The 24,037-nt window shown below is 65.4% G+C and carries 24 protein-coding genes; 9 read left to right on the top strand and 15 right to left on the bottom strand.

From position 1 onward, the window contains the following. The 3 genes from DDT93_RS10460 to DDT93_RS10450 are packed head-to-tail and all read right to left on the bottom strand — an operon-like array spanning position 1 to position 2,312. Complete coding sequence (locus tag DDT93_RS10460; protein ID WP_232825416.1) at positions 1-1,119, bottom strand: CaiB/BaiF CoA transferase family protein; 1,119 nt, start codon at positions 1,117-1,119, stop codon at positions 1-3. Then, the gene (locus DDT93_RS10455) at positions 1,116-1,793 is read right to left on the bottom strand and encodes a DsbA family protein (protein ID WP_109465727.1); all 678 of its coding nucleotides are present in this window, start codon (positions 1,791-1,793) and stop codon (positions 1,116-1,118) included. The genes DDT93_RS10460 and DDT93_RS10455 overlap by 4 nt, the downstream gene beginning before the upstream one ends. 12 nt (positions 1,794-1,805) lie before the next feature. Beyond that, a complete protein-coding gene (locus DDT93_RS10450) occupies positions 1,806-2,312 on the bottom strand; it encodes a DUF721 domain-containing protein (protein ID WP_109465726.1) in 507 nt (168 codons plus the stop codon). An 85-nt stretch (positions 2,313-2,397) separates the two neighbouring features. Here DDT93_RS10450 and mutY point away from each other — a divergent pair, with 85 nt between their 5' ends. The 3 genes from mutY to DDT93_RS10435 all read left to right on the top strand — a co-directional run bounded on the left by mutY (position 2,398) and on the right by DDT93_RS10435 (position 5,234). Then, positions 2,398-3,459, top strand: a complete 1,062-nt coding sequence (gene mutY, locus DDT93_RS10445; RefSeq protein ID WP_232825415.1) for an A/G-specific adenine glycosylase — start codon at positions 2,398-2,400, stop codon at positions 3,457-3,459. Between the two features lie 126 nt (positions 3,460-3,585). Then, positions 3,586-4,719, top strand: a complete 1,134-nt coding sequence (locus DDT93_RS10440; protein WP_109465725.1) for an alkane 1-monooxygenase — start codon at positions 3,586-3,588, stop codon at positions 4,717-4,719. A 71-nt stretch (positions 4,720-4,790) separates the two neighbouring features. Continuing rightward, entirely contained in the window at positions 4,791-5,234 is a 444-nt protein-coding gene (locus DDT93_RS10435; RefSeq protein ID WP_109465724.1) for a response regulator, read from the top strand. Between the two features lie 13 nt (positions 5,235-5,247). Here DDT93_RS10435 and DDT93_RS10430 read toward each other — a convergent pair whose 3' ends face one another. The 5 genes from DDT93_RS10430 to DDT93_RS10410 all read right to left on the bottom strand — a co-directional run bounded on the left by DDT93_RS10430 (position 5,248) and on the right by DDT93_RS10410 (position 9,799). After that, on the bottom strand, positions 5,248-6,645 hold the full coding sequence (locus DDT93_RS10430; RefSeq protein ID WP_109465723.1) for an adenylate/guanylate cyclase domain-containing protein: 1,398 nt from the start codon (positions 6,643-6,645) through the stop codon (positions 5,248-5,250). A 148-nt stretch (positions 6,646-6,793) separates the two neighbouring features. After that, on the bottom strand, positions 6,794-7,894 hold the full coding sequence (locus DDT93_RS10425) for a site-specific DNA-methyltransferase (RefSeq protein WP_109465722.1): 1,101 nt from the start codon (positions 7,892-7,894) through the stop codon (positions 6,794-6,796). Positions 7,895-7,984: 90 nt separating this feature from the next. After that, positions 7,985-8,617 carry a ribonuclease HII gene (locus DDT93_RS10420; protein WP_109465721.1) on the bottom strand — a complete coding sequence of 211 codons (633 nt, stop codon included), beginning with the start codon at positions 8,615-8,617 and terminating at the stop codon, positions 7,985-7,987. 42 nt (positions 8,618-8,659) lie between these two features. Next, on the bottom strand, positions 8,660-9,070 hold the full coding sequence (locus DDT93_RS10415) for a hypothetical protein (RefSeq protein ID WP_157960136.1): 411 nt from the start codon (positions 9,068-9,070) through the stop codon (positions 8,660-8,662). A gap of 192 nt (positions 9,071-9,262) precedes the next feature. Next, positions 9,263-9,799: a hypothetical protein gene (locus tag DDT93_RS10410; RefSeq protein ID WP_109465719.1), complete on the bottom strand. Its 537-nt coding sequence runs from the start codon at positions 9,797-9,799 to the stop codon at positions 9,263-9,265. A 176-nt stretch (positions 9,800-9,975) separates the two neighbouring features. Between DDT93_RS10410 and DDT93_RS10405 the strand changes: the two genes are divergently transcribed. After that, on the top strand, positions 9,976-10,266 hold the full coding sequence (locus tag DDT93_RS10405; protein ID WP_109465718.1) for a hypothetical protein: 291 nt from the start codon (positions 9,976-9,978) through the stop codon (positions 10,264-10,266). Next, positions 10,238-10,942 carry a winged helix-turn-helix domain-containing protein gene (locus tag DDT93_RS10400; protein ID WP_109465717.1) on the top strand — a complete coding sequence of 235 codons (705 nt, stop codon included), beginning with the start codon at positions 10,238-10,240 and terminating at the stop codon, positions 10,940-10,942. The genes DDT93_RS10405 and DDT93_RS10400 overlap by 29 nt, the downstream gene beginning before the upstream one ends. A 12-nt stretch (positions 10,943-10,954) precedes the next feature. Here DDT93_RS10400 and DDT93_RS10395 read toward each other — a convergent pair whose 3' ends face one another. Beyond that, positions 10,955-12,511 (bottom strand): hypothetical protein, encoded by a 1,557-nt coding sequence (locus DDT93_RS10395; RefSeq protein WP_109465716.1) that lies wholly within the window; start codon positions 12,509-12,511, stop codon positions 10,955-10,957. 174 nt (positions 12,512-12,685) lie between these two features. On the opposite strand from DDT93_RS10395, the gene DDT93_RS10390 reads away from it, so the two are divergent. Next, positions 12,686-13,369, top strand: a complete 684-nt coding sequence (locus tag DDT93_RS10390) for a rhomboid family intramembrane serine protease (RefSeq protein WP_109465715.1) — start codon at positions 12,686-12,688, stop codon at positions 13,367-13,369. On the opposite strand, the gene DDT93_RS10385 is transcribed toward DDT93_RS10390, so the two are convergent. The 5 genes from DDT93_RS10385 to DDT93_RS10365 form a co-directional block, all read right to left on the bottom strand. Continuing rightward, positions 13,366-14,361, bottom strand: a complete 996-nt coding sequence (locus DDT93_RS10385; RefSeq protein ID WP_109465714.1) for a P1 family peptidase — start codon at positions 14,359-14,361, stop codon at positions 13,366-13,368. The two genes, DDT93_RS10390 and DDT93_RS10385, sit on opposite strands and share 4 nt — an antisense overlap. 157 nt (positions 14,362-14,518) lie before the next feature. Further along, a complete protein-coding gene (arfB, locus tag DDT93_RS10380) occupies positions 14,519-14,950 on the bottom strand; it encodes an alternative ribosome rescue aminoacyl-tRNA hydrolase ArfB (protein ID WP_109465713.1) in 432 nt (143 codons plus the stop codon). 364 nt (positions 14,951-15,314) lie between these two features. Then, positions 15,315-15,938, bottom strand: a complete 624-nt coding sequence (locus DDT93_RS10375; protein WP_109465712.1) for a queuosine precursor transporter — start codon at positions 15,936-15,938, stop codon at positions 15,315-15,317. 104 nt (positions 15,939-16,042) lie between these two features. Continuing rightward, positions 16,043-16,918 (bottom strand): penicillin-insensitive murein endopeptidase, encoded by an 876-nt coding sequence (gene mepA / locus DDT93_RS10370; protein WP_109465711.1) that lies wholly within the window; start codon positions 16,916-16,918, stop codon positions 16,043-16,045. Continuing rightward, entirely contained in the window at positions 16,915-18,282 is a 1,368-nt protein-coding gene (locus DDT93_RS10365; protein WP_109465710.1) for an MFS transporter, read from the bottom strand. Before DDT93_RS10365 ends, mepA begins: the two co-directional genes overlap by 4 nt. 133 nt (positions 18,283-18,415) lie before the next feature. On the opposite strand from DDT93_RS10365, the gene DDT93_RS10360 reads away from it, so the two are divergent. The 3 genes from DDT93_RS10360 (at position 18,416) to yaaA (ending at position 21,757) form a co-directional block, all read left to right on the top strand. Further along, complete coding sequence (locus DDT93_RS10360; RefSeq protein ID WP_109465709.1) at positions 18,416-18,703, top strand: YggT family protein; 288 nt, start codon at positions 18,416-18,418, stop codon at positions 18,701-18,703. A 140-nt stretch (positions 18,704-18,843) separates the two neighbouring features. Then, a complete protein-coding gene (recQ, locus tag DDT93_RS10355; RefSeq protein WP_109465708.1) occupies positions 18,844-20,889 on the top strand; it encodes a DNA helicase RecQ in 2,046 nt (681 codons plus the stop codon). Positions 20,890-20,980: 91 nt separating this feature from the next. Further along, a complete protein-coding gene (gene yaaA / locus DDT93_RS10350) occupies positions 20,981-21,757 on the top strand; it encodes a peroxide stress protein YaaA (protein WP_109465707.1) in 777 nt (258 codons plus the stop codon). On the opposite strand, the gene DDT93_RS10345 is transcribed toward yaaA, so the two are convergent. Next, complete coding sequence (locus DDT93_RS10345; RefSeq protein ID WP_109465706.1) at positions 21,739-23,991, bottom strand: response regulator; 2,253 nt, start codon at positions 23,989-23,991, stop codon at positions 21,739-21,741. The genes yaaA and DDT93_RS10345 overlap by 19 nt on opposite strands. Between the last annotated feature and the right edge of the window lie 46 nt (positions 23,992-24,037).

Genomic DNA, 24,037 nt, shown 5'->3' with positions numbered 1-24,037 from the left:
CTAGTTGTCCTGCCCCAGCTTGGGCGCGGGGCGGGTCAGCGCGAGGTCCGCATCCGAGAAACGGATCGGTGTCCGCACGCCCGGTACGCCGTCGAGCTCGATCTGCATGCCGCGGGCCACCACCTGCGGATCGGCCATGACCTCGGAGAGGTCGTTGATCGGCCCGGCGGGAACGCCCTGACCCTCGCAGGCCTTCAGCAGGTCGTCCTTGCTCCAGCCCGCCGTCGCCCCGTTCAGGCGGGCGATCATGGTGCGCCGGTTGGCGATGCGGTCCTTGTTGTGCAGGTACTCGGGCGCCTGCGCCATGTCGTCCAGCCCCAGCAGGCCGCAGAGGCGCTGGTACTGGCCGTCGTTGCCCGTGGCGATGATGATGAACCCGTCGGCGCAATCGAACACCTCGTAGGGCGTGAGGTTCATGTGGGCATTGCCCATGCGCCCCGGCGCCACGCCGGTGGTGAGGTAGTTCATCGCCTGATTGGCGGTGACCGCGACGGCCACGTCGAGCAGCGCCATGTCGATGTGCTGACCCTTGCCCGTGGTGTTGCGCTGGTGCAGCGCGGCGAGGATACCGGCGACCGAGTAGACCCCGGTGAAGATGTCGGTGATCGCGACGCCGGCCTTCTGCGGCTGCCCCTCGGGCGCGCCGGTGATCGACATCAGCCCGGACATGCCCTGGATGATGAAATCATAGCCCGCGCGGTGCGAGTAGGGCCCATCCTGACCGAAACCGGTGACCGAGCAATAGATCAGCCGAGGGTTCAGCTTGGACAGGTCCTCGTAGGCCAATCCGTACTTTGCCAGCCCGCCGACCTTGAAGTTCTCGATCAGGATATCGGCATCCTTCACAAGCTCGCGGATGCGCTCCTGCCCCTCGGTGGTCGAGAAATCCACGGTGATCGAGGCTTTGCCCCGGTTCGCCGAATGGAAATAGGACGCGGTCACGTCCTCGTCGCGGGTGATGAAGGGCGGGCCCCAGGCGCGGGTGTCGTCGCCCTTAGGCGACTCCACCTTGATCACCTCCGCGCCCAGATCGGCGAGGGTCTGACCGGCCCAGGGGCCGGCCAGGATACGGGCCAGTTCAACGACCTTCAGACCGGCCAGCGGTGCAGACTTCGTCACTTGGCCAGTTCTCCGTCGAGGAACTTGGCGAAGTCCTCGTAGGACTGGTTCGAAACCTTCTGGCCATTGATGATGAAGCTCGGGGTCGCGTTGATCCCGTCGGCCTCGGCGTTCTTCTGGTACCAGGCGACCAGCGTCTTGGCCTGGGTCTCGTCCTGCAGGCATGCTTCGAGCGCGTCGCCGTCGATCCCGGCCAGACGGCCGATCTTCTTCAGCGCATCGACGATGGCCGCCGGTTCACCCGCGCGGGACCACTCGGCCTGGTCCTTGTAGATCAGGTCGGCGATGCCAAAGAACTTCTCGGGTCCGCCGCAGCGTGCCACCATCGACGCCCAGAGGCCGAAACGGTCGAAGTAGACATCGCGGTAGATCAGTTTGACCTTGCCGGTGTCGATATAGTTCTTCTTGATTTCCTTGTAGGGGCCCTGGCTGAACGCGGCGCAGTGCGGGCAGGTGAAGGAGGCGTATTCGATCATGGTGATCGGCGCGTCCTCGGCCCCCAGCGTCATCTCGACGACCGACGAGGTGTCGACCTCGGCCGAGGCTTCCTGGGCAATTGCGGCACTGACCAGCGGAGAGATCGCCGTGGTGCCGGGCTCGGAAGGCCCGAGCGCGAAATATCCTCCGACGGCGATAACGAATGCTGCACCGATAAGTGCATAAACACGGGTCATTGCTTCCCTTTCTCAGCGTTTTGGTTTGCTTAATACGTTGCGGCCCAGACGTTCAAGTGCCGCCCGGAGGTCGGCATCCTGCACCGGCTCGACACTGGCGCGGACATCGGCCTCGGCCCGCGCGTCCGGCTTTGGCTCGGGGCGCGGCGGCTGTGGTGCAAAGCGGGCCTGACCCTCGGAGAACCCGGTGGGGGCCGTCTGGGTGATCCGCACCCGCGCGATGGCGTTGTAGCCGTAGACGGCATTCACCTTCTCGCGCAGCTTTTCCTTCTGCATTTCCAGCATCGGCGCCTGCGGTCCGGTGGTCAGCACCGTCAGCGTCGCGCCGAACCCACCCCGCCCATAGCTCACGTCGACCGGCCGGGCGATGGCGGCCAGATCGGTTCCGACGATCTCGGCCCAATGGGTCAGGACCCGCGACACCGCGAACCCCCGGCTTTCGCCGGCGCGGCGGATCTGGTCGCCGAGGACGTTGACGGTTCGCTTGAAACCGTAGGTCGTCGAAGGTCTCTGGGCCATGTCCGTGGGTTCCGTGCTGGTCTGCCCTATTGTAGAGAGCAGATGACGGGGCGCCAGCAAAAGCGCAAGCACGGAGGCATAAAGATTGCGTGACGAGATCGTAGCAAATGGTGCACGGGCCGCCGAGCTGCTGGACTGGTACGACCGGCATGCGCGTGTGTTGCCTTGGCGGGTCAGCCCGCAGGACAGGGCGCAGGGGGTGGTGCCCGATCCCTACCGCATCTGGCTGTCCGAGGTGATGCTGCAGCAAACCACGGTCGCAGCGGTCAAGGACTACTTCCATCACTTCACCACGCGCTGGCCGACGGTGACCGCGCTGGCCGAGGCCGCGGACGGCGACGTGATGGGGGAATGGGCCGGTCTTGGCTATTATGCCCGCGCGCGCAACCTGCTGAAATGTGCACGCGCGGTGGCAAGCGAATATGGCGGGGTGTTTCCCGATTCCCACGCCGAGTTGCTCAAGCTGCCCGGCATCGGGCCCTATACCGCTGCTGCCATTGCTGCCATCGCCTTCGACCGTCCCGAACCGGTGATGGACGGCAACGTCGAGCGGGTGATGGCACGGCTCTTCGACATCCACACGCCACTGCCTGCGGCCAAGCCGGAACTGGCCGAACTGACCGCCCTGATGACCCCGGCGCGGCGGCCCGGCGATTACGCGCAAGCGGTAATGGACCTCGGCGCGACGATCTGCACCCCAAAGTCCCCGGCCTGCGGCATCTGCCCGTGGCGCAGCCCCTGCCGCGCACGGCTGGAGGGGACCGCGCCCGAGCTGCCGAAGAAGACCCCGAAGAAGGCAAAGCCCGTCCGTCACGGGCTGATCTACATCGCCCGCCGCGTCGATGGCGCCATGTTGCTGGAACGCCGACCCGACAAGGGGCTGCTGGGCGGCATGCTCGGCTGGCCCGGGTCGGACTGGGGCGATGCGCCCATCGACACGCCTCCGATCCGCGCCGAATGGCATACGCTCGGCGGCGAGGTCCGGCATACCTTCACCCATTTCCACCTCAAGCTGCGCGTATTTCATGCGACCGTGCCGATGGACCGCAGACCCGCCGCCGGGGAGTTCCTCGATCAGGCCGATTTCCGCCCCAGCGACCTGCCCACGGTGATGCGCAAGGCCTACGACCTCTGGCGCGACCGATAGCGCGGTGCTCAGCGTTGGCGTGACTTTGCCACTTGGCGCGACCTTTGGGCGCGAACGGTGTGGCAGGTCTTAGTTAACCGGGTTTTCTTAGGTAGACTGGGTTCAAACCGATCGCTGGAGACAACGATGATCGCGCCGGAAAGCCTCTCACGCTGGCAAAGCGTCCTGCCTTTCGCCTCTTCCTTCCTGCTCATCCCGCTCTGCTGGTTCTGCGCCTGGATGGGAGGCTGGTGGGTGCTGCTGATCCCGATCGTCACCTGGAACGCCTATACCCTGCTCGACAACGCACTCGGCCTGAACCTCGAGAACGCCGATCCCGATACGCCCGAGGACGCGCTCTACTGGTATCGCCTGCTGACCCCGGCCTGGGTGCCGCTGCAGTTCCTCAGCCTGTTCGGCCTGATCTGGTACTCCACCCATTCCGATCATCTGAGCGGCTGGGCCCTGTTCGGGCTGTTCTTCGGCGTTGGCGTGGTTACCGGGACCATCGGCATCAACTACAGCCACGAACTGATGCACCAGAAATCCAGCGTGGAACGCTGGCTGGGTGATATCTTGCTGGCAATGGTCCTTTACTCACACTTCCGGTCCGAACACCTGCTGGTGCACCACCGCTATGTCGGCACCCCGCGCGATCCGGTCACGGCACGCTACAACGAGAACTTCCACGCTTTCTTCCTGCGGGTGCTGCGCGAATGTCCTCCCTCGGCCTTCCGCGCAGAACGCGAGAAACTGGCAAAGAAGGACCTGCCCTGGACCGACTCATCGAACCCGTTCTGGCGCTACTGGGTCCTGCAGGCGGCGATGGTGCTGCTGGCCATCGCTCTTGGCGGATTTCTCGGGCTTGTCCTCTTCCTGCTGCAGGCGCTGGTCGCGGTCTGGCACCTCGAACTGGTCAACTACGTCGAACACTACGGCCTGACGCGCAAGCATCTGGGCGAGGGCAAATACGAACATGTCCTGCCGCGCCACTCGTGGAATGCGGCGCACAAAGCGTCGAACTGGCTGCTGATCAACCTCCAGCGCCATTCCGACCATCACTACAAGCCGAACCGCCGGTTTCCCCTGCTGCAGAACTACACCGAGGACGAGGCCCCGCAATTGCCGCATGGCTATGCCGTGATGACCACCATGGCCCTGCTGCCCAAGATGTGGCGTCACCGCATGAACCCGCGCGTGCGCAAGTGGCGCGCCATGTACTACCCCGAGATCACCGACTGGCACCCCTACAACGAGGGCACCACGCCGATGCCTCGCTGAGCGGCGGAACGGTTTGTTAAGGACTGGCTGCTAGGCTTCGGGTCCGTCATGGACTCGCAAGGTGCCCCATCATGCCCGCTCCCTTACAGGCCATTCCAGAGACCGCGCGCCGGGCGACCGGCGCCGCGCCCGCCCCGCCCGTTTCCGTGCTGATCATCGAGGACAGCCTGTTCGATCAGCGGATGATCCAGCGCGTGCTCGCCACGGCGCTGAACCCGGAACAGGTCTCGGCGGTCACCACGCTGGAGGATGCGCGCGACTTGCTGGAACTGCACGCTGTCAGCCTGATCCTGCTCGACAACAACCTGCCTGATGGCAAGGGCGCGGATTTCGTCCTCGAACTCGCGCGGCACCCGGAATGGAAGGACATTCCGGTGATCATCGTGTCGGACTGGCCCTCGCCCTTCATGTGGCAGAAGGCGCGGCTGGCAGGGGTGTCGCGCGTGGTCAACAAGAGTGACTTTACGCCAGAGGTCATTCTGGAGGTGCTACGCGCCCTCGATCCCGTGCACTGACGCCATGCGGTCGCTATTGCAGCCGCGACAGGGACCAGACCGCAACAGGCTTGTCGAGGCCACGGATTTCGCGCGGCGCCTGGCGTGTCAGACCCTCCAGCGCCGTTTCACCCACGTCGCCCTGCTCTTGCGCCTGCTGGTAAAGGTGGTCGCTGAGAACCAGTTCCGTCGAAAGCTCGCGCGTCAGCTTCTCCAGCCGGCTCGCCACGTTGACGGTATTGCCGATCACCGCGAATTCGAGTCGGTTGGCGCCGATGTCGCCAAGAACCACCGATCCGAAATGCAGCCCGAAGCTGCCCTGGATCTCGGGCTGTCCCAGCCGCCGCCGCTCGGCGTTCCAGGCGGCCAGCGTCGCGCGCATCGACTGGGCACAGCGCAGCGCGTTGATCGCGTCGGTCTCGCCCGGCATCGGGGTGCCGAAGGTCGCCATCAGCCCATCGCCCAGGTACTTGTCCAGCGTCCCCCCGAACCGGAAGACCTCGGCCTCCATCCGCGCGTGGAAGCCGCGCAAGACCTCGATCACATCCTCCGGCGCCCGGTTGGCGGAAAACCGGGTAAAACCGACGATATCGACGAACAGCACGGCAACGTCATGGGTTCGGGTCTGTTTCAGCGGTTCGTCATTGTGCGACAGCTCCGCCACCACGTTAGGCGAGAAGTAGCGCGACAGGTTCTCGCGCTCCCGCTCCAGTTCGGCGTTGCCGATCAGCAGCCGGTTGAACCTGCGGACCGTCATCGCGAGCGTCAGCGAGACCAGAACGAAAACCACGAGCTCCTGCACCCGGATGTCGAACATCACCGAATTGGGGTCGAGCAGTTTGAGCAGCTGCGGGTCGCTGCCGAAAGCGGTCTGCGCGGCCTCGCCCAGCGCCGGGTCACGATAGCCGAAGTACCACACCGCCACGGCGCCCAGCAGCCAAATGGTCGCCACCCAGTGACCCATCGCCATGATGGTCCGCCACGAGTAGGTCAGCGTACCGGCTGCAAGCACCACGTAGAAATAGGTGAAGGTCCCGAACCGGTAGTTCACCGCGGTCGGCCATTGCTCGGACGCGAAGGGGTTGGGCACGATCAGGATGAAGGCCATCAGCAGGAGATCGAGCGCCATCACGAAGAATTCGAGCTGCGAGCGCCCGACAACCCCGACCCGCCGCTGCAGCCAACCAACGAAGCCCAGCGCCACGAGGAGGACCTCGTAGTAGAGCATTTCGATCTGCGGATTGAGGAACGGCAGCATCACCCCGACAACCGCCAGGGCGACCCACCGCGCCTTGACCGCCATGTCCATGCCTTCGCGCTTGTGCCGTTCCAGCGCCGCCTCGGTGTGCCGGTTGGCCTCGGTGGCGGCCTGCACCTCGGCGTCGCTGAACCGCGGCTTCGGAGCATTCAACGCGGTCGTGGCATCTGTCATGGCTCGCCTCCTCTGTGCCGCCGGTTCCAAGATAGGAAGGCTTGGCCCGGTTTACACAAAAAAAAGCCCCGCCAGACGGCGGGGCAAGGTGTAGTGCCATGTGTCTCAGGCCACAGGCACCGGCGGTAACTTTGAAAATCGTTTGAAATCAGTTCTGCATCTCTGCGCGGATCTGCTGGCGCAGCACGTCGATCGGCACCGTCTTGCCGTCGCGCTTGAAGCACCAGTAGGTCCAGCCGTTGCAGCTTGGCGCGCCTTCCATGTGCGCCCCGACCTGGTGGATCGAGCCCTTGACGTCATCGCCGACCAGCGTGCCGTCGGCCCGTACCTTTGCCATCTTGCCGCGCGGCGAGTAGAGCGCCTCGCCCGGACGCAGCATGCCGCGCTCGACCAGCTGGCCGAAGGGCACGCGCGGCTCGGCGCGCTTGGAGGCGGTGACCATCAGCGCTTCGCGGTCGAACTTGCGCACCCGCGAGATCCGCTCGGACGCGACCTTGCGATAGGCTTCCTCGCGCTCGATGCCGATGAACTCGCGGCCCAGCATCTTGGCGACCGCGCCAGTGGTGCCGGTGCCGAAGAAGGGGTCGAGGATCACGTCACCCGGGTTGGTCGAGCCGACCAGCACGCGGTGCAGCAGCGCCTCGGGTTTCTGGGTCGGGTGGGCCTTGTCGCCGTTCTCGTCCTTGAGGCGCTCGTGACCGGTGCAGATCGGGATGACCCAGTCGGACCGCATCTGGACGCCTTCGTTCAGCGATTTCAGCGCCTCGTAGTTGAAGGTGTACTTGGCACCCTCTTCCTTGGACGCCCAGATCATCGTCTCGTGCGCATTGGTGAACCGCTTGCCACGGAAGTTCGGCATCGGGTTCGACTTGCGCCAGACCACGTCGTTCAGCAGCCAGTAGCCGTTGTTCTGCAGGGCCGCGCCGACGCGGAAGATGTTGTGGTAGGAGCCGATGACCCAGATCGCACCGTTCGGCTTGAGCAGGCGGCGGGCCGCCTTCAGCCAGTCGTTGGTGAACTTGTCATAGGCGGCAAAGCTGTCGAACTGGTCCCAATGGTCATCGACCGCGTCCACGTGGGAGTTGTCGGGACGGTGCAGGTCGCCCTTGAGCTGAAGATTATACGGGGGATCCGCGAAAATCAGGTCGATCGAGGCCTCGGGGAGACTGTTCATCACCTCGATGCAATCGCCGTCCAAAATCGTATTGAGCGGGAGCGCCGCAGCACCCCGTGTCTTGGTTTTCGTCATCTTCTGCCTCTGTCCGGGGCGCTTATTGCGCTCTCATGGTTGTGGACAAAGATGAGTCAAAGGCGAATCGCCGTCAATTTCTTTTTTGAATCAAGTACTTGGCAATTTGTCTTGATACAAGATATTGTGGACAGGTTTGAACGAACGCCTATGGTGTGGGGTCACACCGAGATTTCGGAGCGCCAACCTGTGGCTTTTTGACGGGTAGCCGGCGTTGGTTTCCCAGCCGTAGCCGGGGTGCTGTTGCGCCAAATCCACCATGATCCGATCGCGGCATTGTTTCGCGACGATGGACGCCGCCGCGATCGATAGCGAGCGCCCGTCGCCCTTGACCACGGCCTCGGCGGGGAGGGTCAGGCCACGGGGAATCAGGTTGCCGTCGATCAGCAGGAAATCCGGGGCGGGGTTGAGCGCGGCGACCGCCCGCTCCATCGCGAGATGGCTGGCGCGCAAGATGTTGAGCTCGTCAATTTCGGCGACGCTGGCATGGGCGATGGAGACCTGGGCCCGGGCGAGGATCTCGGCCTCGAGACGATCCCGGGCTTTCGCCGTGAGCTTCTTGGAGTCGTTCAGCCCCACCGGCGGGAGCGTGAGGTCCAGCACGACCGCCGCCGCAGTCACCGGGCCGGCCAGCGGGCCCCGGCCCACCTCGTCCACACCCGCGATACGCAAAAAGCCGCGCGACAGCGCGGCCTTCTCAAAGGAATCATCTGGTCCTGTCATGCCCCCTTGATGCCCGCCCGGCGCGGGCGGGGGCAAGGGTGATCAGACCAGCCTGTCGACCTGGCCTGCCGTTTCCAGCAGCATCAGGGCGGTTTCCTCCTCGCTCCCGGTTCCCGTGCCGACAAGGTCGGTCACGATGGTACCGGCAGTGGGGTCATCGGACTCTTCGGTGGCCTCCCCGGCCAGCGCGCCGGCCTCGTAGCCTTCGGTGGCCTCTTCCACACTAGTTTCGACCGGTTCGACGAGTTCCGCGATCTGCGCGGCAAAGACGCTTTCCCAATCGGCGCCCTTGGCGATCTGCGATGCGGCGAGGCCCTGCGCATTGCGGGGGAGGTCCACCCCGGCTTCCCTGGCCTGCGTAACCGCATCCTTGGCCATGTGCCCGACGGACTCGGCGCTTTTGCCCCGAATGGTGGTGATGTCGGACAGGCCGACCGAGGATATCGGATTCATCGTCTTCTCCATTGTCCTGCGGCAGCCCTGATAGAGTAATTCGATTAACCCAAGGTAAGCAGCAAAAACGGACCGGTCAGGCGACAATGAAAGCTGGCCGAGTCTTTTCGGCAACGCAGGGGCCAAAAGAAAAGGGAGGCCCCGAAGGACCTCCCGAAGGTGGCGGTGCCCGTCCGGGCGCCGCAGTCGCCGTCAGCGGGCGGCGACCCTGTAACCGCGCTGCCTCAGGCATTGCGGCTCGTACCCGGTGTGTCTGCCGTCACGATTAGAAAAGCTGAACTCGCAAGCTTTCGGCAGAGACCCCGAGTAACGGTAGTTGTTCCTCAGGCAAGGCGCGCCCAGCAGGCGGACGGTCTTGCGGTTGACCTCGAAGCTGCGCAGGCACTGCGCGGGAAGGTCCATGCGCGACACCTGCGGCGGCAGCGGCCGGGGCTGGGTCGGCCAGGGCCGGGCCGGATAGGGCTGCGGCTTGTAGGTCGGATACTGCGGGACGTGGTAGTAGGGATAGCCGCCATTCTGGTTCCAGTAGGGCGGCGGGTTGTGGGTCACCTTGTCGTTGTCGTCGCGGCTGTCGTGGATCGCCTTGCCGATGATCGCCAGCGCCGCGATCCCCGCGAGCGCCTTGGCAAGGTCGTCGCCGTCGGCCCGGGCGGGCGCCCCGACCGCGGTCACGGCCAGCGCCGCCGAGAGGATCAGGGTAATGAAGTTCCGGTGCGAGATACGGGGCATCGTGATGTTCCTTTCACAGGTCTTGGTCAACTGCACCGATCCGCATGACCGGGCGATGAGACCAACCTGTGCCCTGCCCCCGAAGACAGGCAATAACGCCCCCTTGCTATCGGATAACAACGCGCCAAAACCCCGTGGTTATTGAATATCTGCGATTTCCGGCGCAGGGTGCGGGCATGAGACACCTCCTGTTCATGCTGGCCATCGCCACCCTCGCGGCTACCGCCCAACCGGCCTCTGCCGCGCAATGCTTTGCCGATTACAAGGCCAAGCAGGACAACCCCTTGCGCTTGCACTATGGGGTCATGCAATTGCAGGGGCCCTGCAAGGCGGGCCCGGCCAAATCCGAGGTGTCCGCGCGCCTTCAGGCCAATGGCTGGAAACTGCTGAACGTCCTTTCGGTGTTCGGCCCCGAGGGTCTGGAAGGGAGAAAGGCCAATGCAGGAAACTTCTTTCTCCGTTTCTGACTCGCGACGCTCGGCCAACCGGATCGTCGCCTTCGGTCTCGCCGCCATCGTGGTGATCCTGGCCACCGCCGGCGGGTTCCTGTTGCTGACCCTTCCCGATGCGAACGCGTTCAACCTGCGGGTCGAACGGCTGTTCATCGAGAACAACGACCTGACCACCCAGGCCGAGATCAAGCTGCTCGAGATCCTGGCGCAGTCGGGCACGGCCTTTTCCGACACGCTGTCCAGCTACCGGATGGTGATTTTCGTGCTGATGATCTTTGCCACCGCCCTGCTGGTTGCGGCGCTGGTCTTCCTCGTGATGCTGGTGGCCCTCAACCGCCGAATGGGAGAGATCGAGCGCACCGGCATTCAGGTGAACTCGCTGCTGATCAGCCGCGAAGAGAACACGGTCTATCTCAACAACCTCGATTTCAAGCTGACCGCTGCGGCGATGGAAACGCTGTCAGTGCTGGCCGAGGCGCGGCTGGACGACGAGGTGCTGTCGGGTGCCGAGATCGAGGCCATGATCTCGGGTCGCGACGCCGCCGACTGTGACGAGAGCGCGGGCGCCACGCGGATCAAGCGGCTGCGCGACACGCTCGGCAACCAGATGGTCAGTGAGTTGTTGGTGAAGAACATCGCCCGGCGCGGCTACATGCTCGCCATCGAAAAGGACGTGATCCGCATGGTCTGACGGCCAGCGGAGTCAGTTGTCGCCGATTACCACCTTGTTCTGCTCGTGGTCGGCAATGCGATAGCTCACCGACTCGCCGGAGACCGGCTGCCCGGTCGCGTCGAATTCGCGCTTTTCCCCGCCCTCGTCACGGGTCCAACCGGTCAGCTGGCCCTCGCTGTCATAGTGGAACCTGTCGACCCACGGGGCCGACCAGAAGAGGATCGGGTCGTAGGGCGCGCCCCGGCTCTCCGCGTCGTAGTCGAGCGAGATAAGCCGCATGGCGCCGTCCTCGTCCGCCTCGTAGGTGCGCTGCTGCTGGGTCGGGAAGACAACGGAGATGAAGGCGGGGGCGCTGATGTTGACGCCATTGTCGGCGAAGACCGCGATATCGACGCGTGAGGTCAGACGTGACGAGGTGGCGCCGGGCCTCTGCCCCGGCACGAGAAAGTCGTCATGCCACGCGATCCGGATGCGGGCCCTCCTGCCCTCCTCGTCCTCGGGTTCGATGATCACCTTACCCGGCTCTCCGCGCACGACTCGCCAGTGGAACTGCAGCGGTCGCCCGTTCGGATCCTTGGTCTGGCCGGCGTCTACGACCATCTCACGCTCCCACGCGAAATCCCGCCAGATGCGCGCGATGGCGGACGGCGTTGTGAACAACTGCTCGCCACGGCCCAGCAGACCGGCGGACGACGCGAAATCCTCCTTCTCGACCCAGAGCCGCACCATCGGGGGAATGTCGCCCGGCTGCATATCCGCGGCCTGTGCGATCATCCGCTCCGGGCGGATGTCGTTGCCGTCGAACACCGTGGGATGCGCCCGCGCGGTCAGGTAATCGGCGTCGCGGTTCACGTCTTCGAGGTTGCGCCGCAGGATCATCTGGAGCGTCGGCGCGATCAGCCCCTCCTCTTCCAGCCGCGCCCGTGTCTCGGTCGAGAAGGCCGCCAGCGTCATCAACAGGGCATCCATGAAGGGCTTGTCCGAAGACGACGAACCCTGGCTGATCACGCAGTAGGGCCAGTTGGCCGGGAACAGGTCGCGGTCATCGTGGTCCCGGTGCTCGGGATAGACGTAGAGACTGTTCGACTTGTACTGGAAGTAGGCCACCTCGGGTCCGGGCTCGATCGTCATGGCATAGCGCGGCTGGCTGCGTGGCGTCATCCCTCCGGTCAGCGCGGTGGAGGAGTTGCCGATCAGCGGCAAGCCAATCGCGACCCGTCCGGCAAGGCCGTAGTCCCAGTCGCCCTTCTTCAGTTCGGGCGCGTAGGTCAGGAAGGTGAGGCCCGGGAACCGTTCGCGGGGCAGCGTGGAGTGATCACGGTCGCGGTTCTCGTAGAGCAGACCGGCGAAACCGGCGGATCTCCCCTGCGCCACGTAGGAGTTCAGCAGCGAGGCGCCGAGCGGCTGGGTGCTGGCGGCCTCCGGCATTTCTCCCTCCGGCAGTTCGAGGTTCGGCGCGATCAGCAGGCCCGGTACCGGCGAGGGCGCGAGGTCGGACATGCGCAACTCGAGCGTCTGGGCCGCTCCCTGTCCCGCGCCCAGCACAACGGTTGCAGCAACAAGATAACCCCAGGCCCACCGTGCCATCTCGCTCCTCTCGACTACGCCCTGTCACGTTCTCATACTGCCGCCCCTCGGGGCAATCGTCCAATCGGGTCCGAGGGGACCAAACCGGTTTCGGGACTGCGAAAACCCGGCCCGCTGCCGCTGGCGCATGCATAGGTTCTTGTTCTTTTACCAAAAACCAGCCATCGCTTGGACATGGCAACGCACGAACACGAAACCGGATCGGGCCCGCGCTGGTGGTTGCCAGTTCCGCTGCTCTTGCTGTTTCTCGTCCTGCCGACCCTCATCGAACTGCTGCTGATCGCCTCGGATCAGGGCTGGGGCGTTCCCCCGCGCCTGCGCCCGCTCGCCTACCAGTACGGCGCCTTCTGGTCCGGCCTGCTGGACAACTGGCGGCCGAACTACACGGCGCAGCCCTGGCTGATGTTCCTGACCTATTCGTTCCTGCACTCCGGCTGGTGGCACCTGGCCGGGAACATGGTGGCGCTGGTCTACCTGATGCAGCTGAACGAGACATGGCTGCGCGGCTGGTGGTTCCTTGCGCTCTACCTGCTGTCCGCCATCGGCGGTGGCATCGGCTTTGCCCTGCTTGGCGATGCGCTGAACCCTATGGTCGGGGCCTCGGGCGCCCTGTTCGGGCTGGCGGGCGCCTGGCGGTTCCAGGAATGGCGGGCGGTTGCGCCGGGGCGCGTCCGCTGGCTGATGATCCTGCGCGACGTCGCCTTTCTCTCGGCGATGAACCTGATCATGTGGGTGCTGGAAAACGGCGCGCTGGCCTGGGAATCCCATGCTGGAGGTTTTGCCGCGGGTGTGGCCGTGATGGCGGTGATCGTCCGCATCCGGCGGCTGCCACCCCCGGACGCGGAACCGCTCTCCTAGCCTTCGCTCCAGCAGGGCAGCAGGTCGCCGGGTGCCGGGCGCGCGAGGTAGACCGCCCGTGCGATGGCACGGCTCAGGCAGAGCGCCGCCGCGTGGCCGATGAGCCCCAGCTCCATGTGCGGATCGGCCAGTTGCTTTGCCCCGGTGCTGGCCGCGAAGACAAGGTCGCCGTCGCCGGGCAGGTGCGCGGGGACGATGGCCCGGCCGATGCCGTCATGCGCGGCCACCGCCATGCGCTGGCACTGCGCCTTGGTCAGCGCCGCGTCGGTTGCCACGATCGCGATGGTCGTGTTCGCCCGCTCGCGTGCGGCCTGCGCCTTGCGACTGTCGAGACGGCGCCCCAGACCGGCGGCGCCATCGGTGCCAAGCCCGCCGAACTCGCCGTCGATCTCAAAGGGCGCGGCCCAGAAATGGCGTTCGCCCGGAGTGGTGGCGCTGCCAACTGGGTTGGCGGCGACCAGCGCCCCGACCGTGACACCGTTCTCCAGCACGAAGGAGGCAGAGCCCAGACCGCCCTTGAGCATGGCGGTGAGCGCTCCGGTGCCCGCACCCGCGGTGCCGAGCTCGAACTCGGGCGCGGCAGCCTCGTAGGCGGCACGACCGAGGGCACGATAGGGGTTCTCGTCCCAGTCCTTCTCGCCACCGTTCAGCAGGTCGAACAGGATCGCCCCCGGCACCAGCGGAATCAGCGCCGGCCCGATGCGGAAGCCCTGTCCGGCGGCGCGCAGGCCGTCGACCACGCCCGAGCAGGCGTCGAGCCCGTAGGAGGAGCCACCCGAGAGCACCAGAGCAGAGACCTCGGCCACCGACTTGTCGGGCGCCAGCAGGTCCGTCTCGCGCGTGCCGGGCGCCCCGCCCATCACATGCACCGAGGCAGCGAAGGGCTGGTCGGCGGTCAGGACCGTCGTCCCGGTCTTGATCGCGTCATTCCGGGCATTGCCGACGCGCAGGCCGGGGACATCGGTAATCAGGTTGCGCGGGCCGGGAATCATGGGAGAGCTCCTGTGGTCTTGTCTGGCCGGAAAGCCGGGGGCTCTGCCCCCGGACCCCCGGAGTATTTTCAAAAGGAAGATGCAGGGCGCACCGCGTCTTCGCGCGGACCCTAGAGGCGGTGCGGGGTAGAGAAAAGCGCCATTCGGCGCGCGCGGGTCATTCAGCCTGCGAACCGGGCTTGACCGTACCGCGCAGGGACTTCACCTCGCCCCGGCGGGTCTTGGCATCGAGCCGGCGGCGCACCGAGCCCTTGGTCGGTTTGGTCGCGATGCGGTGCTTGGGTTTTTCCAGCGCCTTGCGGATCAGTTCGGCCAGTCGGTCGCGTGCAATCTCGCGGTTGCGGGCCTGGCTGCGGGTTTCGTCGCACTGGATCACCAGCGCACCGGTCTGGGTCCAGCGCCGCCCCGCGAGACGCTTGAGGCGGGTCTTGACCGGGCCCGGCAGACTGGGCGAGCGCTCGGCCTCGAACCGCAGCTCCACGGCCGTCGACACCTTGTTGACGTTCTGGCCACCGGGGCCGGAGGACCGGACGAACTGCTCGGTCAGTTCCCAGTCCTGAATCGCGATGGTGTCGGTAATGCGCAGCATGTCGGGGTGTTATCAGAGGCGGAAGACATCAAAAAGGGCCGCCCGTGAGGGACGGCCCTGATCGAAAGTAGCCTGGAGGCGGGTCGGTTAGACCTAGTCCAGTCAAGTCCAGGAGGCTTCCCCGGTAAGGGTTGCCCTAGCAGATCGCCCCCCAACTTGTCCCGACACCTTTCTCCAATACCTTTCTAGACACTGGATCACCTCCTTTCGCTGGGTTGCTGTTAGGCTCAGCATGCCACAGAAGGCGACTCGCGCAAAATGAAAATATCCACACCACCCCTAGCATTTGAGGCGGCGTGGCAAGGATGCACAATTTATTGGCAGCAGGCGCCTGAACGACGCCTGCCCCGGATGGTGCCGGACGTCAGGCTGTCGCGGGCTGCAGGCGGCGCACGATGACCCGGAACGGCGCCAGCGCGATGAGGGCCAGGGACATCTTCACCAGCCAGTCAGCGCAGCCGAGCGAGACCCAGAGCGGCACCATCGGACCGACCCCGAGAAGCGGCAGCGCCTCGTTCGCCCAGGACACATCGTTGCCCGGTTCGATCCAGGTGAAGGCGGCGGCGAAGGCAAGCGAGAAGAAGATCGCGGTATCGAGGGCGGAACCGACGACGGTGGAGACCAGCGGCGCCCGCCACCATGCCCCACCCCGCAGCGCGGAGAAGATGCCGATGTCGGTCATCTGCGCCAGCAGGAAGGCGAGGCCGGAGGCGATGGCGACGCGGAAGGTCACCAGCGGGCCGAATTCGCCGACGATCTGGCTGCCGATCAGCGAGCAGACGATGCCGACGAGGAAGCCGACAAGGACCACGCGGCGCGCGGGACCGGCGCCGTAGACCCGGTTCATCACGTCGGTGACGAGAAAGGCGAAGGGATAGGTGAAGGCGCCCCAGGTCAGCCATTGGCCAAAGAGGAACTGGACGAGGATATTGGAGGCCACCACGATGATGGCCATGGCAAGAATGCCGGGAAGATGGGTGCGATTCATGTCTGTATGCCCGTTTTGACAAGGTAGCGGCGACTTGGCCCGCGCCGGTGTGGCGGAGCAGAGGGGCGTCTAGACGGAATCGGTCCTTGCTGTCAATCGCGCCGTCAGTTGGAGTTGAGCACCCCGACGCATTGCTTGGGCAGGTCGGCCAGCACGTATTCGCGGCGCGGCTGCGGCTTGGGCGCATTCGGATCGCGCGGCTGGGGCGGCGGTGGGTTCAGGATGTTGTTGACCCAGGTCTGGGCCTCGTCGCAGCCATCGCCGGGGGGAGGCGTGTCCTGATCCTCGCAGGCGCGCATCCCCTTGGGGCAGGCGAGGCGGACGTGGAAATGGTAGTTGTGCTTCCACCAGGGCCGGATTTTGCGCAGCCAGGCGCGGTTGCCCTTCTCGTCCTTGCACATCTGCAACTTGACCCCCGCCGAGACGAAGATGCGTGCGACGCGCGGGTCGCTGGCCGCGGCCTTGAGGATCTGGTGGTGCTGGCGGCTCCAGTTGTCGTTGGTAAAGGCTTCCCGGTTGCGGGTCACGTCGATGGAGGAGAGCTTTTCGCGCTCGTCGCGCGTGAGGTTGATGCGCGAGGCGGGCAGCATCCAGATGTCGGCGTCGAGGCCCAGCTGGTGGCTGCGGTGGCCCGAGATCATCGGACCGCCGCGCGGCTGGCTGATGTCGCCGATGTAGAGTCCCTGCCAGCCGGGCTGCTTTGCCGCGAAGGCGCTGAGATCGCGGATGAAGTCGATCATCTGCGGCTGACCCCAGTTGCGATTGCGGCTGAGGCGCATCGCCTGCCACGTAGGGCCCGTTTCGGGGAGCATGATCGCCCCGGCCATGCAGCCCTTGGAATAGCCGCCATATGCGGCAGGGGTCTGGAGCGAAGGCAGCGGCTTGGCTCCGAAGAGCTGCTTGGCCAGCGGTTCCGCCTGTGCGGGCGCCAGCATGGTCAGGATTGCCAGGCTGGCGGCGATCAGGCGTGGCAGTCTCATCCGGTGCGGTCTCCTTCTGCTTTCACCCAGACTAGCAGAACGAGACCGACTGCGAAGAGGGCAATCACCGGCGCGACGCCGATACGCGCACTCCCGCTTGCCGCCGTGACCAGCCCGATGAGGGAGGGCGCGATGAAGGCGGTGGCGCGACCGGAAAGTCCGTAGAGCCCGAAATTCTCGGTCGGCGCTTCTGGGTCGGTGTGGCGCACCATCATCGAACGGCTGGCCGATTGCAGCACCCCGCCCAGCCCGCCGATCAGGACGCCGCAGCCGAAGAAGATGGCGTCGGGCAGCGTCGACCCCTCTGCCAGCGGCATGCCGAACAGCTGTTCGCGCGACATGCCGACGATGACGATGCAGACCAGCATGAGCACGATGATGGAGCCGACGATCACGGGCTTGGGGCCCAGACGCTTGTCGAGTTTGCCGCCGATCCACGAGAACAGCGCGGAGGAAATCAGCGCCACGATCCCGAAGATGCCGATCGCTGTTAGTTCCCAATTGAGCACCAGCCGCGCATAGACGCCGCCAAAGCCGTAGAGACCGTTCAGCGCGTCGCGGTACAGCATCGAGGAGCCGAGATAGGTTGCGAGGCTGACCCGGTTCTTGAGCCGGGCGATGGAGGCGAGCACCAGCCGCACCGCGCCGGTAAAGCTGGCCCTGATGCCAGTGGGCGGACGGTCGCGGAACCACAGGAAGTAGGGTACCATGAACAAGGCGAACCAGATGGCAGTAAAGGGACCGACCGCGCGGGTGCCTTCCATCTGCGCCGGATCGAGGCCGAAGACCGGGGCAAGGCCCGCAAGAGTCTTGCCGTTGCCCTGCTCCACCAGCAGCGCGAGGACAAGCGCCAGCGAGACCAGTCCGCCGAGATAGCCGAAGGCAAAGCCCGAGCCCGAGATCTCGCCCACCTCTTCCTCGCTACCGAGATCCGGGAGCTGAGCATTGATGAAGATCAGCGCGAATTCAGCACCGATGAAGCCGACCCCGAAGGCGACGAGGCTCCACCACATGTTGGCCGCGTCGGGGGTCGCCCACCAGAGGGCGTAGGACCCGACGACGTACATGAGGCAGAAGGCGACGATCCAGCGCATCCGTCGGCCCGAGATATCGGCGAGCGCGCCGATCAGGGGGGCGCCGAGCCCGATGATCAGGCCCGTGACGGCAAGGCAGAGCGACCAGGTGCTCTGGGCCTTGGCGTCCGCCGCCGCCTCTGCAAGGCCGGTCGCGACGAAATGATCGGCTGCGACCCCTGCGAAATAGGGTCCGAAGACGAAGGTCACCAGAAGGGTGTGGTAGGGTTGGCTGGCCCAGTCGAAGAACCACCAGCCCCAGATGCGTTTGCGCCGAGAGATCTCTGCCATGTCTGCCCCGCTTCGTTTTGAGGCGATATGACAGCGGAACCCTTGACCGATCAAGCAATTCCGGGCCGCGAAACCCTTGCCCTTTTCGCCTGTGGCGCTTAGGTCATTTGACGTTTGCAAAGGGAAACCGCCGATGACGTCTCTGTTCCAGATCCTGATGATGGTCCTCAACATCGTGTGGTTCATCATCATTGCCCATGTGATCATGAGCTGGTTGATTAATTTCCAGATCCTGAACCTGCATCAGGATTTCGTGCGCCAGGTCTGGTACGGTCTGAACCGCATCCTGGAACCGATCTATGGTCCGGTCCGGCGCATCCTGCCGCCGATGGGTGGGCTCGACCTCGCGCCGCTGGTGGTGCTGATCGCGGTCGCCGCCATCAGGATCATCCTCATCAACAACGCCTACGTGTTCTACTGAGGGCGCGCCCTCTGCGCGACCTCCCGCCGGACGCGAGAAAATCCCATATCCTGTGGCTCGGGACTCTTGTTCACGGATTCTTAGTGTGTGAGACTGACTGCTAACGAGCAGACAAGAACACAAACCAAGGCCCAGCCCCCATGTCAGACGCGAAGGCGCTGTTGCGCGATGTCTTCGGATTCGATGCGTTCCGCCCCGGACAGGGCGAAATCGTCGAAGCGGTGACCGCGGGGCGCAACGTGCTGGCCATCATGCCCACGGGCGGGGGCAAGTCGCTCTGCTACCAGCTGCCCGCACTGCTGCGCGGCGGCGTGACGCTGGTGATCTCGCCGCTGATCGCACTGATGCGCGACCAGGTCCGCGCCCTGCAGGAGGCCGGTGTCAGCGCCGGTGCGCTCACCTCGGGCAACACGCCGGAAGAGAACGACGCCGTCTGGGCCGCGCTCGAGTCGGGCGATCTGAAGCTGCTCTACCTCGCGCCCGAGCGGCTTGCCTCCGGCGCCACGATGACCATGCTGCGGCGGATCGGTGTCAGCCTCGTCGCGGTGGACGAGGCCCATTGCGTCAGCCAGTGGGGCCATGACTTCCGCCCCGACTACCTGCGCATCGGGGAACTGCGGCAGGCGTTGCGCGTGCCAGTCGCGGCCTTTACCGCGACGGCGGACGCGGAAACCCAGGCTGAGATCGTCGAGAAGCTGTTCGATGGCGAACAGCCCCACACCTTTCTGCGCGGCTTTGACCGCCCGAACATCCATCTTGCCTTTGGCGCCAAGACCAGCCCGCGCCAGCAGATCCTGAGCTTTGCCGCCGCCCGCAAGGGGCAGTCCGGCATCGTCTACTGCGGGACCCGTGCCAAGACCGAAGCTCTGTCGGAGGCGCTGGCCAAGGAAGGTCACAACGCCTGCCACTATCACGGCGGGATGGAGGCCGAGGACAGGCGCATCGTCGAGACGCGGTTTGCCCGCGAGGACGGGCTGATCGTGGTGGCCACGGTCGCCTTCGGCATGGGCGTGGACAAGCCCGACATTCGCTGGGTCGCCCACGCGGACCTGCCCAAGAGCATCGAGGCCTATTACCAGGAGATCGGCCGCGCCGGGCGCGATGGCGGACCTGCAGAAACGCTGACGCTTTATGGCCCGGATGACATCCGCCTGCGCCGCGCGCAGATTGACGAAGGGCTCGCCCCACCGGAACGCCGTGCCGCCGACCATGCCCGGCTGAACGCCCTTCTGGGCCTTGCCGAGGCACTGGATTGCCGCCGCAAGAAGCTGCTTGGCTATTTCGGCGAGACTGCCGAGGCCTGTGGTCACTGCGACCTCTGCGAAACACCGCCCGAGGTCTTCGATGCCACGACAGCCGTCCGCAAGGCGCTCTCGGCGATCCTGCGCACCGAGGAATGGTTCGGATCGGGTCACCTGATCGACATCCTGACCGGGACCGAGACCGACAAGATCCGCGCCCGCCGCCACGATGAACTGCCGACCTACGGCGTCGGGACGGAATACGACCGCCGCCAGTGGCAGGCCGTGTTCCGGCAGATGATGGGTCACGACCTCGTGCGACCCGATCCCGAGCGGCACGGCGCCCTGCGCATGACCGAGGCCGCGCGTCCGATCCTGCGAGGCGAGGCCGAGATCCTGCTGCGCAAGGACTCGCTGTCCAAGGCGGCGACGCGCCGCCCCGCCGCGAAGGAACTGGTGTCGGAGGAAGACGCGCCGTTGCTCTCGGCGCTGAAAGCCAAACGTCGCGCGCTGGCCGAGGAAGCCCGCGTGCCCGCCTATGTCATCTTCAACGACCGCACCCTCGTCGAAATGGCCGAGAAACGCCCCGCGACTCTGGACGAGATGGCCCGGATCGGCGGCGTCGGCTCGAAGAAGCTGGAGCGCTACGGCGACATGTTCCTCGAAGTGATCACCGGGGCCCAGACCGGCGAGGTCCACCCGATGCGCCGCAAGCTCGCCGGGCGGGCGGCGGGCACGGTCTATGACCAGCTGCTGGAGGTGCAGGCGGAACTGTCGCGCGGGTCCGGCGGAACCGACAAGCCGCTCAGCTGTTCTGCCTCGCAGCTCGCCAAGGTCGCCCAGTTGCGCGACAGCGACGAGCAGGCGTTGGAACGGCTGCTGGGCGAGCGCCGTGCCGAGCGTTTCGGCGCCGCCTTTCTGGATGTCTTGCGCGCGGCCAGCTAATCCCCCGCGTCACGGCATTTTGGACACAAGAACTGTTGATCCCCGTCCCGCGCACCGCTACATCTGGCGCGGAACAAACCGGGGGTAAAACATGCTGGTGGTGATCTCTCCGGCCAAGCGGCTGGACTGGGCGGAACGTGACGTGGCGGCGACCGAGCCTGCCTTTCAGGACGATGCCATCCGCCTTGCCAAAACCGCACGCAACCTGACGCTGGGCGATCTTCAGAAGCTGATGGACATCAGCCCCGACCTTGCCCGTCTGAACAGGGACCGGTTCCGTGCCTTCCAGGATGCTCCCGAAGCCGAAGTGACGCGCCCTGCCGCGCTCGCCTTTGCGGGCGACACCTACCTCGGGCTCGAAGCTGCCTCGCTCGACGCCGACGAGATGGCCTGGGCCCAGGACCGGCTGCGCATTCTCTCCGGTCTGTACGGACTGCTGCGGCCGCTGGACGCGATCCAGCCCTACCGGCTGGAAATGGGCAGCCGGCTTAAGACCCGGCGAGGGGCATCGCTCTACGACTACTGGCGTGATGTGCCGGCCAAGGCGCTGAACGCGCAGGCCGAGGCGACCGGGTCCGATGTGCTGGTGAACTGCGCCAGCCAAGAGTACTTCGGCGCGGTCGATCTCAAGGCACTGAAACCGCGGGTGATCACGCCGCAGTTCATGGAAGACAAGAACGGCACGCCCAAGATCGTCAGCTTCTTCGCCAAGCGGGCGCGCGGCGCGATGGCGCGATTCATCGTGCAGAACCGGCTGACCGATCCCACGGCGATTACCGAGTTCGACAGCGGCGGTTACGTCTATCGCCCCGACCTTTCCGCCACCGACAAACCGGTCTTTGTCCGCCCCTACGACTCAGCTTCCTGAACCGGTTCGAGCGGGCAGGTCCCGACCGGGCGGAATTCCTCGATCCGGTCGCGGATCAGGGCCTTGCGCAACGGCTTGGTCATGAACCGGTCGAGCCCGGCCGAGAGGATATCCTCGGCCTCGCCCTCCATCGCATGGGCGGTCAGGGCAATGATGGGCACTTGGGTTCCCAGCCGCTTCTCGAGCCGGCGTATCTCGCGGGTTGCCTCCCTTCCATCCATCCCCGGCATCGAGATATCCATGAAGATCAGATCGGGCTGGAAGGCGCCGTAGAGGTCCACCGCCTCGATCCCGTTGCTGGCAAAGGCCAGTTCGATGGCGAGGTCCTTGGTCATCTTGCGGAAAACGAGCTGATTGGTGAGATTGTCCTCGGCGGCGAGGACGCGCATCGGGCGTTGGTCGTGCGGGGCTCTGCCCCCCCTCGGCACCAGATCAACCGCCCCTGACGTGGTCGCCCCGATAGCGGCGGCGGGCAACTCTCCGGTCACAGGATCGCGCGCGTCGAGCAGCGCCGCGATGGCCGCCAGCCGCCCGAACAGGTCGCTGCGCGGATAGGGTTCCTGCAACAATCCCTGCACGTGGCGATAGGCAGGATCGCTCTGGGCAAAGGTGGGGTTGCCACTGAGCAGGAGGAACGGCACCTGCGGCACGTTCCGTAGTCGCAGTGCCTCGGCAAGTTCGAGGCCGTCCATATCGGGCATGTTGTGGGCGCTGACGACCAGCCCAGTCTGGACATCCACCTTCTCCAGCGCCTCTGCGCCGGAGTCGCACAGGGTGACCTCTGCCCCGAGCTGACCCAGCTGCTTGGCGAGGATCTGGCGATGAACCTGCCGCTCGTCCACCACCAGCACCCGCCGCAGGGCAGGGTGCAGGACCGGCGGCGCGGGCTGTTCGCCCTCGTCCATCGGCAGCACGAGGCGGAAGCCGAAACACGATCCCTCGCCCTCGGTGCTTTCGACCCAGACCGAGCCCTCCATCATCTCGATCAGGCGCCGGGTGATGGCAAGGCCCAGTCCTGTCCCCTCGAACTCGCGGCTGCTCTCGCCGTTCACCTGATTGAACTCGCCAAACACGTAGTCGACCTTGTCCTCGGCAATGCCGATGCCGGTATCCTCGATCACCACGTGAACCGCGCAGCCCGGTTGCCCGGTTTCGCTGACGCCGGTCACACGGATCAGCACGTGCCCTTCGGTAGTGAACTTGACCGCGTTGCCGACGAGGTTGGTCAGGATCTGGCGGATGCGCCCGGGATCGCCGATGAACAGCGTCGGCAGGAACAGGTCGTAATCGACCAGCAGCGCCAGCCCCTTGTCGCGGGCCGTGGGCTGCAACAGCATCACGACCTCGTGGATGCAGCGTTCGAGGTCGAAGGACTCGGGGTGCAGTTGCAGCTTTTCCGCCTCGATCTTTGAATAGTCGAGCACGTCATTGATGATGACCAGCAAGGCCTCGGCCGAGCTCTTGATCGTTTTGGCATAGAGGCGCTGTTCCTCGTTCATGTCGGTGTCGAACAGCAGTTCCGCCATGCCGACCACGCCATTCATCGGCGTGCGTATCTCGTGGCTCATGTTGGCGAGAAAGGTCGACTTTGCGCGATTGGCCATCTCCGCCTTCTCGCGGGCGCCCTCCAGTTCGGCCTCGTGGCGCACCGAATCCGTGATGTTCAGGGCAAGGCTGACCATATCGCCGTCATGCCCGCGCTGGTCGATCAGCCGGATGAATTCGCCGTTCCACCAGCGCACCACCACCGGTTCGGGGCTGGCGAGTTGCCAGCGTTCGCTCATCATCGTGCGCCAGCCCGCCGGGCTGAGCTCGCCGGTGTCGACCAGCCCCTCGTCCGTCAGCAGTTGCAGGATGCGGGCGTAGGACACTCCCGGTGCCACTTCCTCCAGCCCGTCGAAAGCGCTGATGTAGGCGGCGTTGGCCGCGATCATCAGACCGTCGGCATCGAAGAAGGCAAAACCGTCCTCGATCGCCTGGATCGACAGCCAGAGCCGCCGTTCGGCGATCTGGATCTTTTCGTGGGCCACGGTGAGGTCGGACTTTACCCGCGCATTCTCGTCCCGGACGGTGGCGACCTCGGCGCGGGTCTCGCCGATCTGCCGCGTGAGGGCCAGTGCGTGCCGCCCGAGCTTGCGATTGGCGGCCGAGAGTTCGGCCTGCTTGAGTTCCAGGAGCCGTTCTGCCGCGAGACGGGCGCGCCGCTCCTCGGCAAGTTTGTTCGCAAGGCTCATTGCCCCAGAATCTCCGACGGTTCAGAACGGCCAATCTCCCCCCGCG

This window comes from Albibacillus kandeliae, assembly GCF_003116585.1.
Lineage (GTDB): Bacteria > Pseudomonadota > Alphaproteobacteria > Rhodobacterales > Rhodobacteraceae > Albibacillus > Albibacillus kandeliae.
This window is presented reverse-complemented; position numbering and strand designations above follow the sequence as displayed.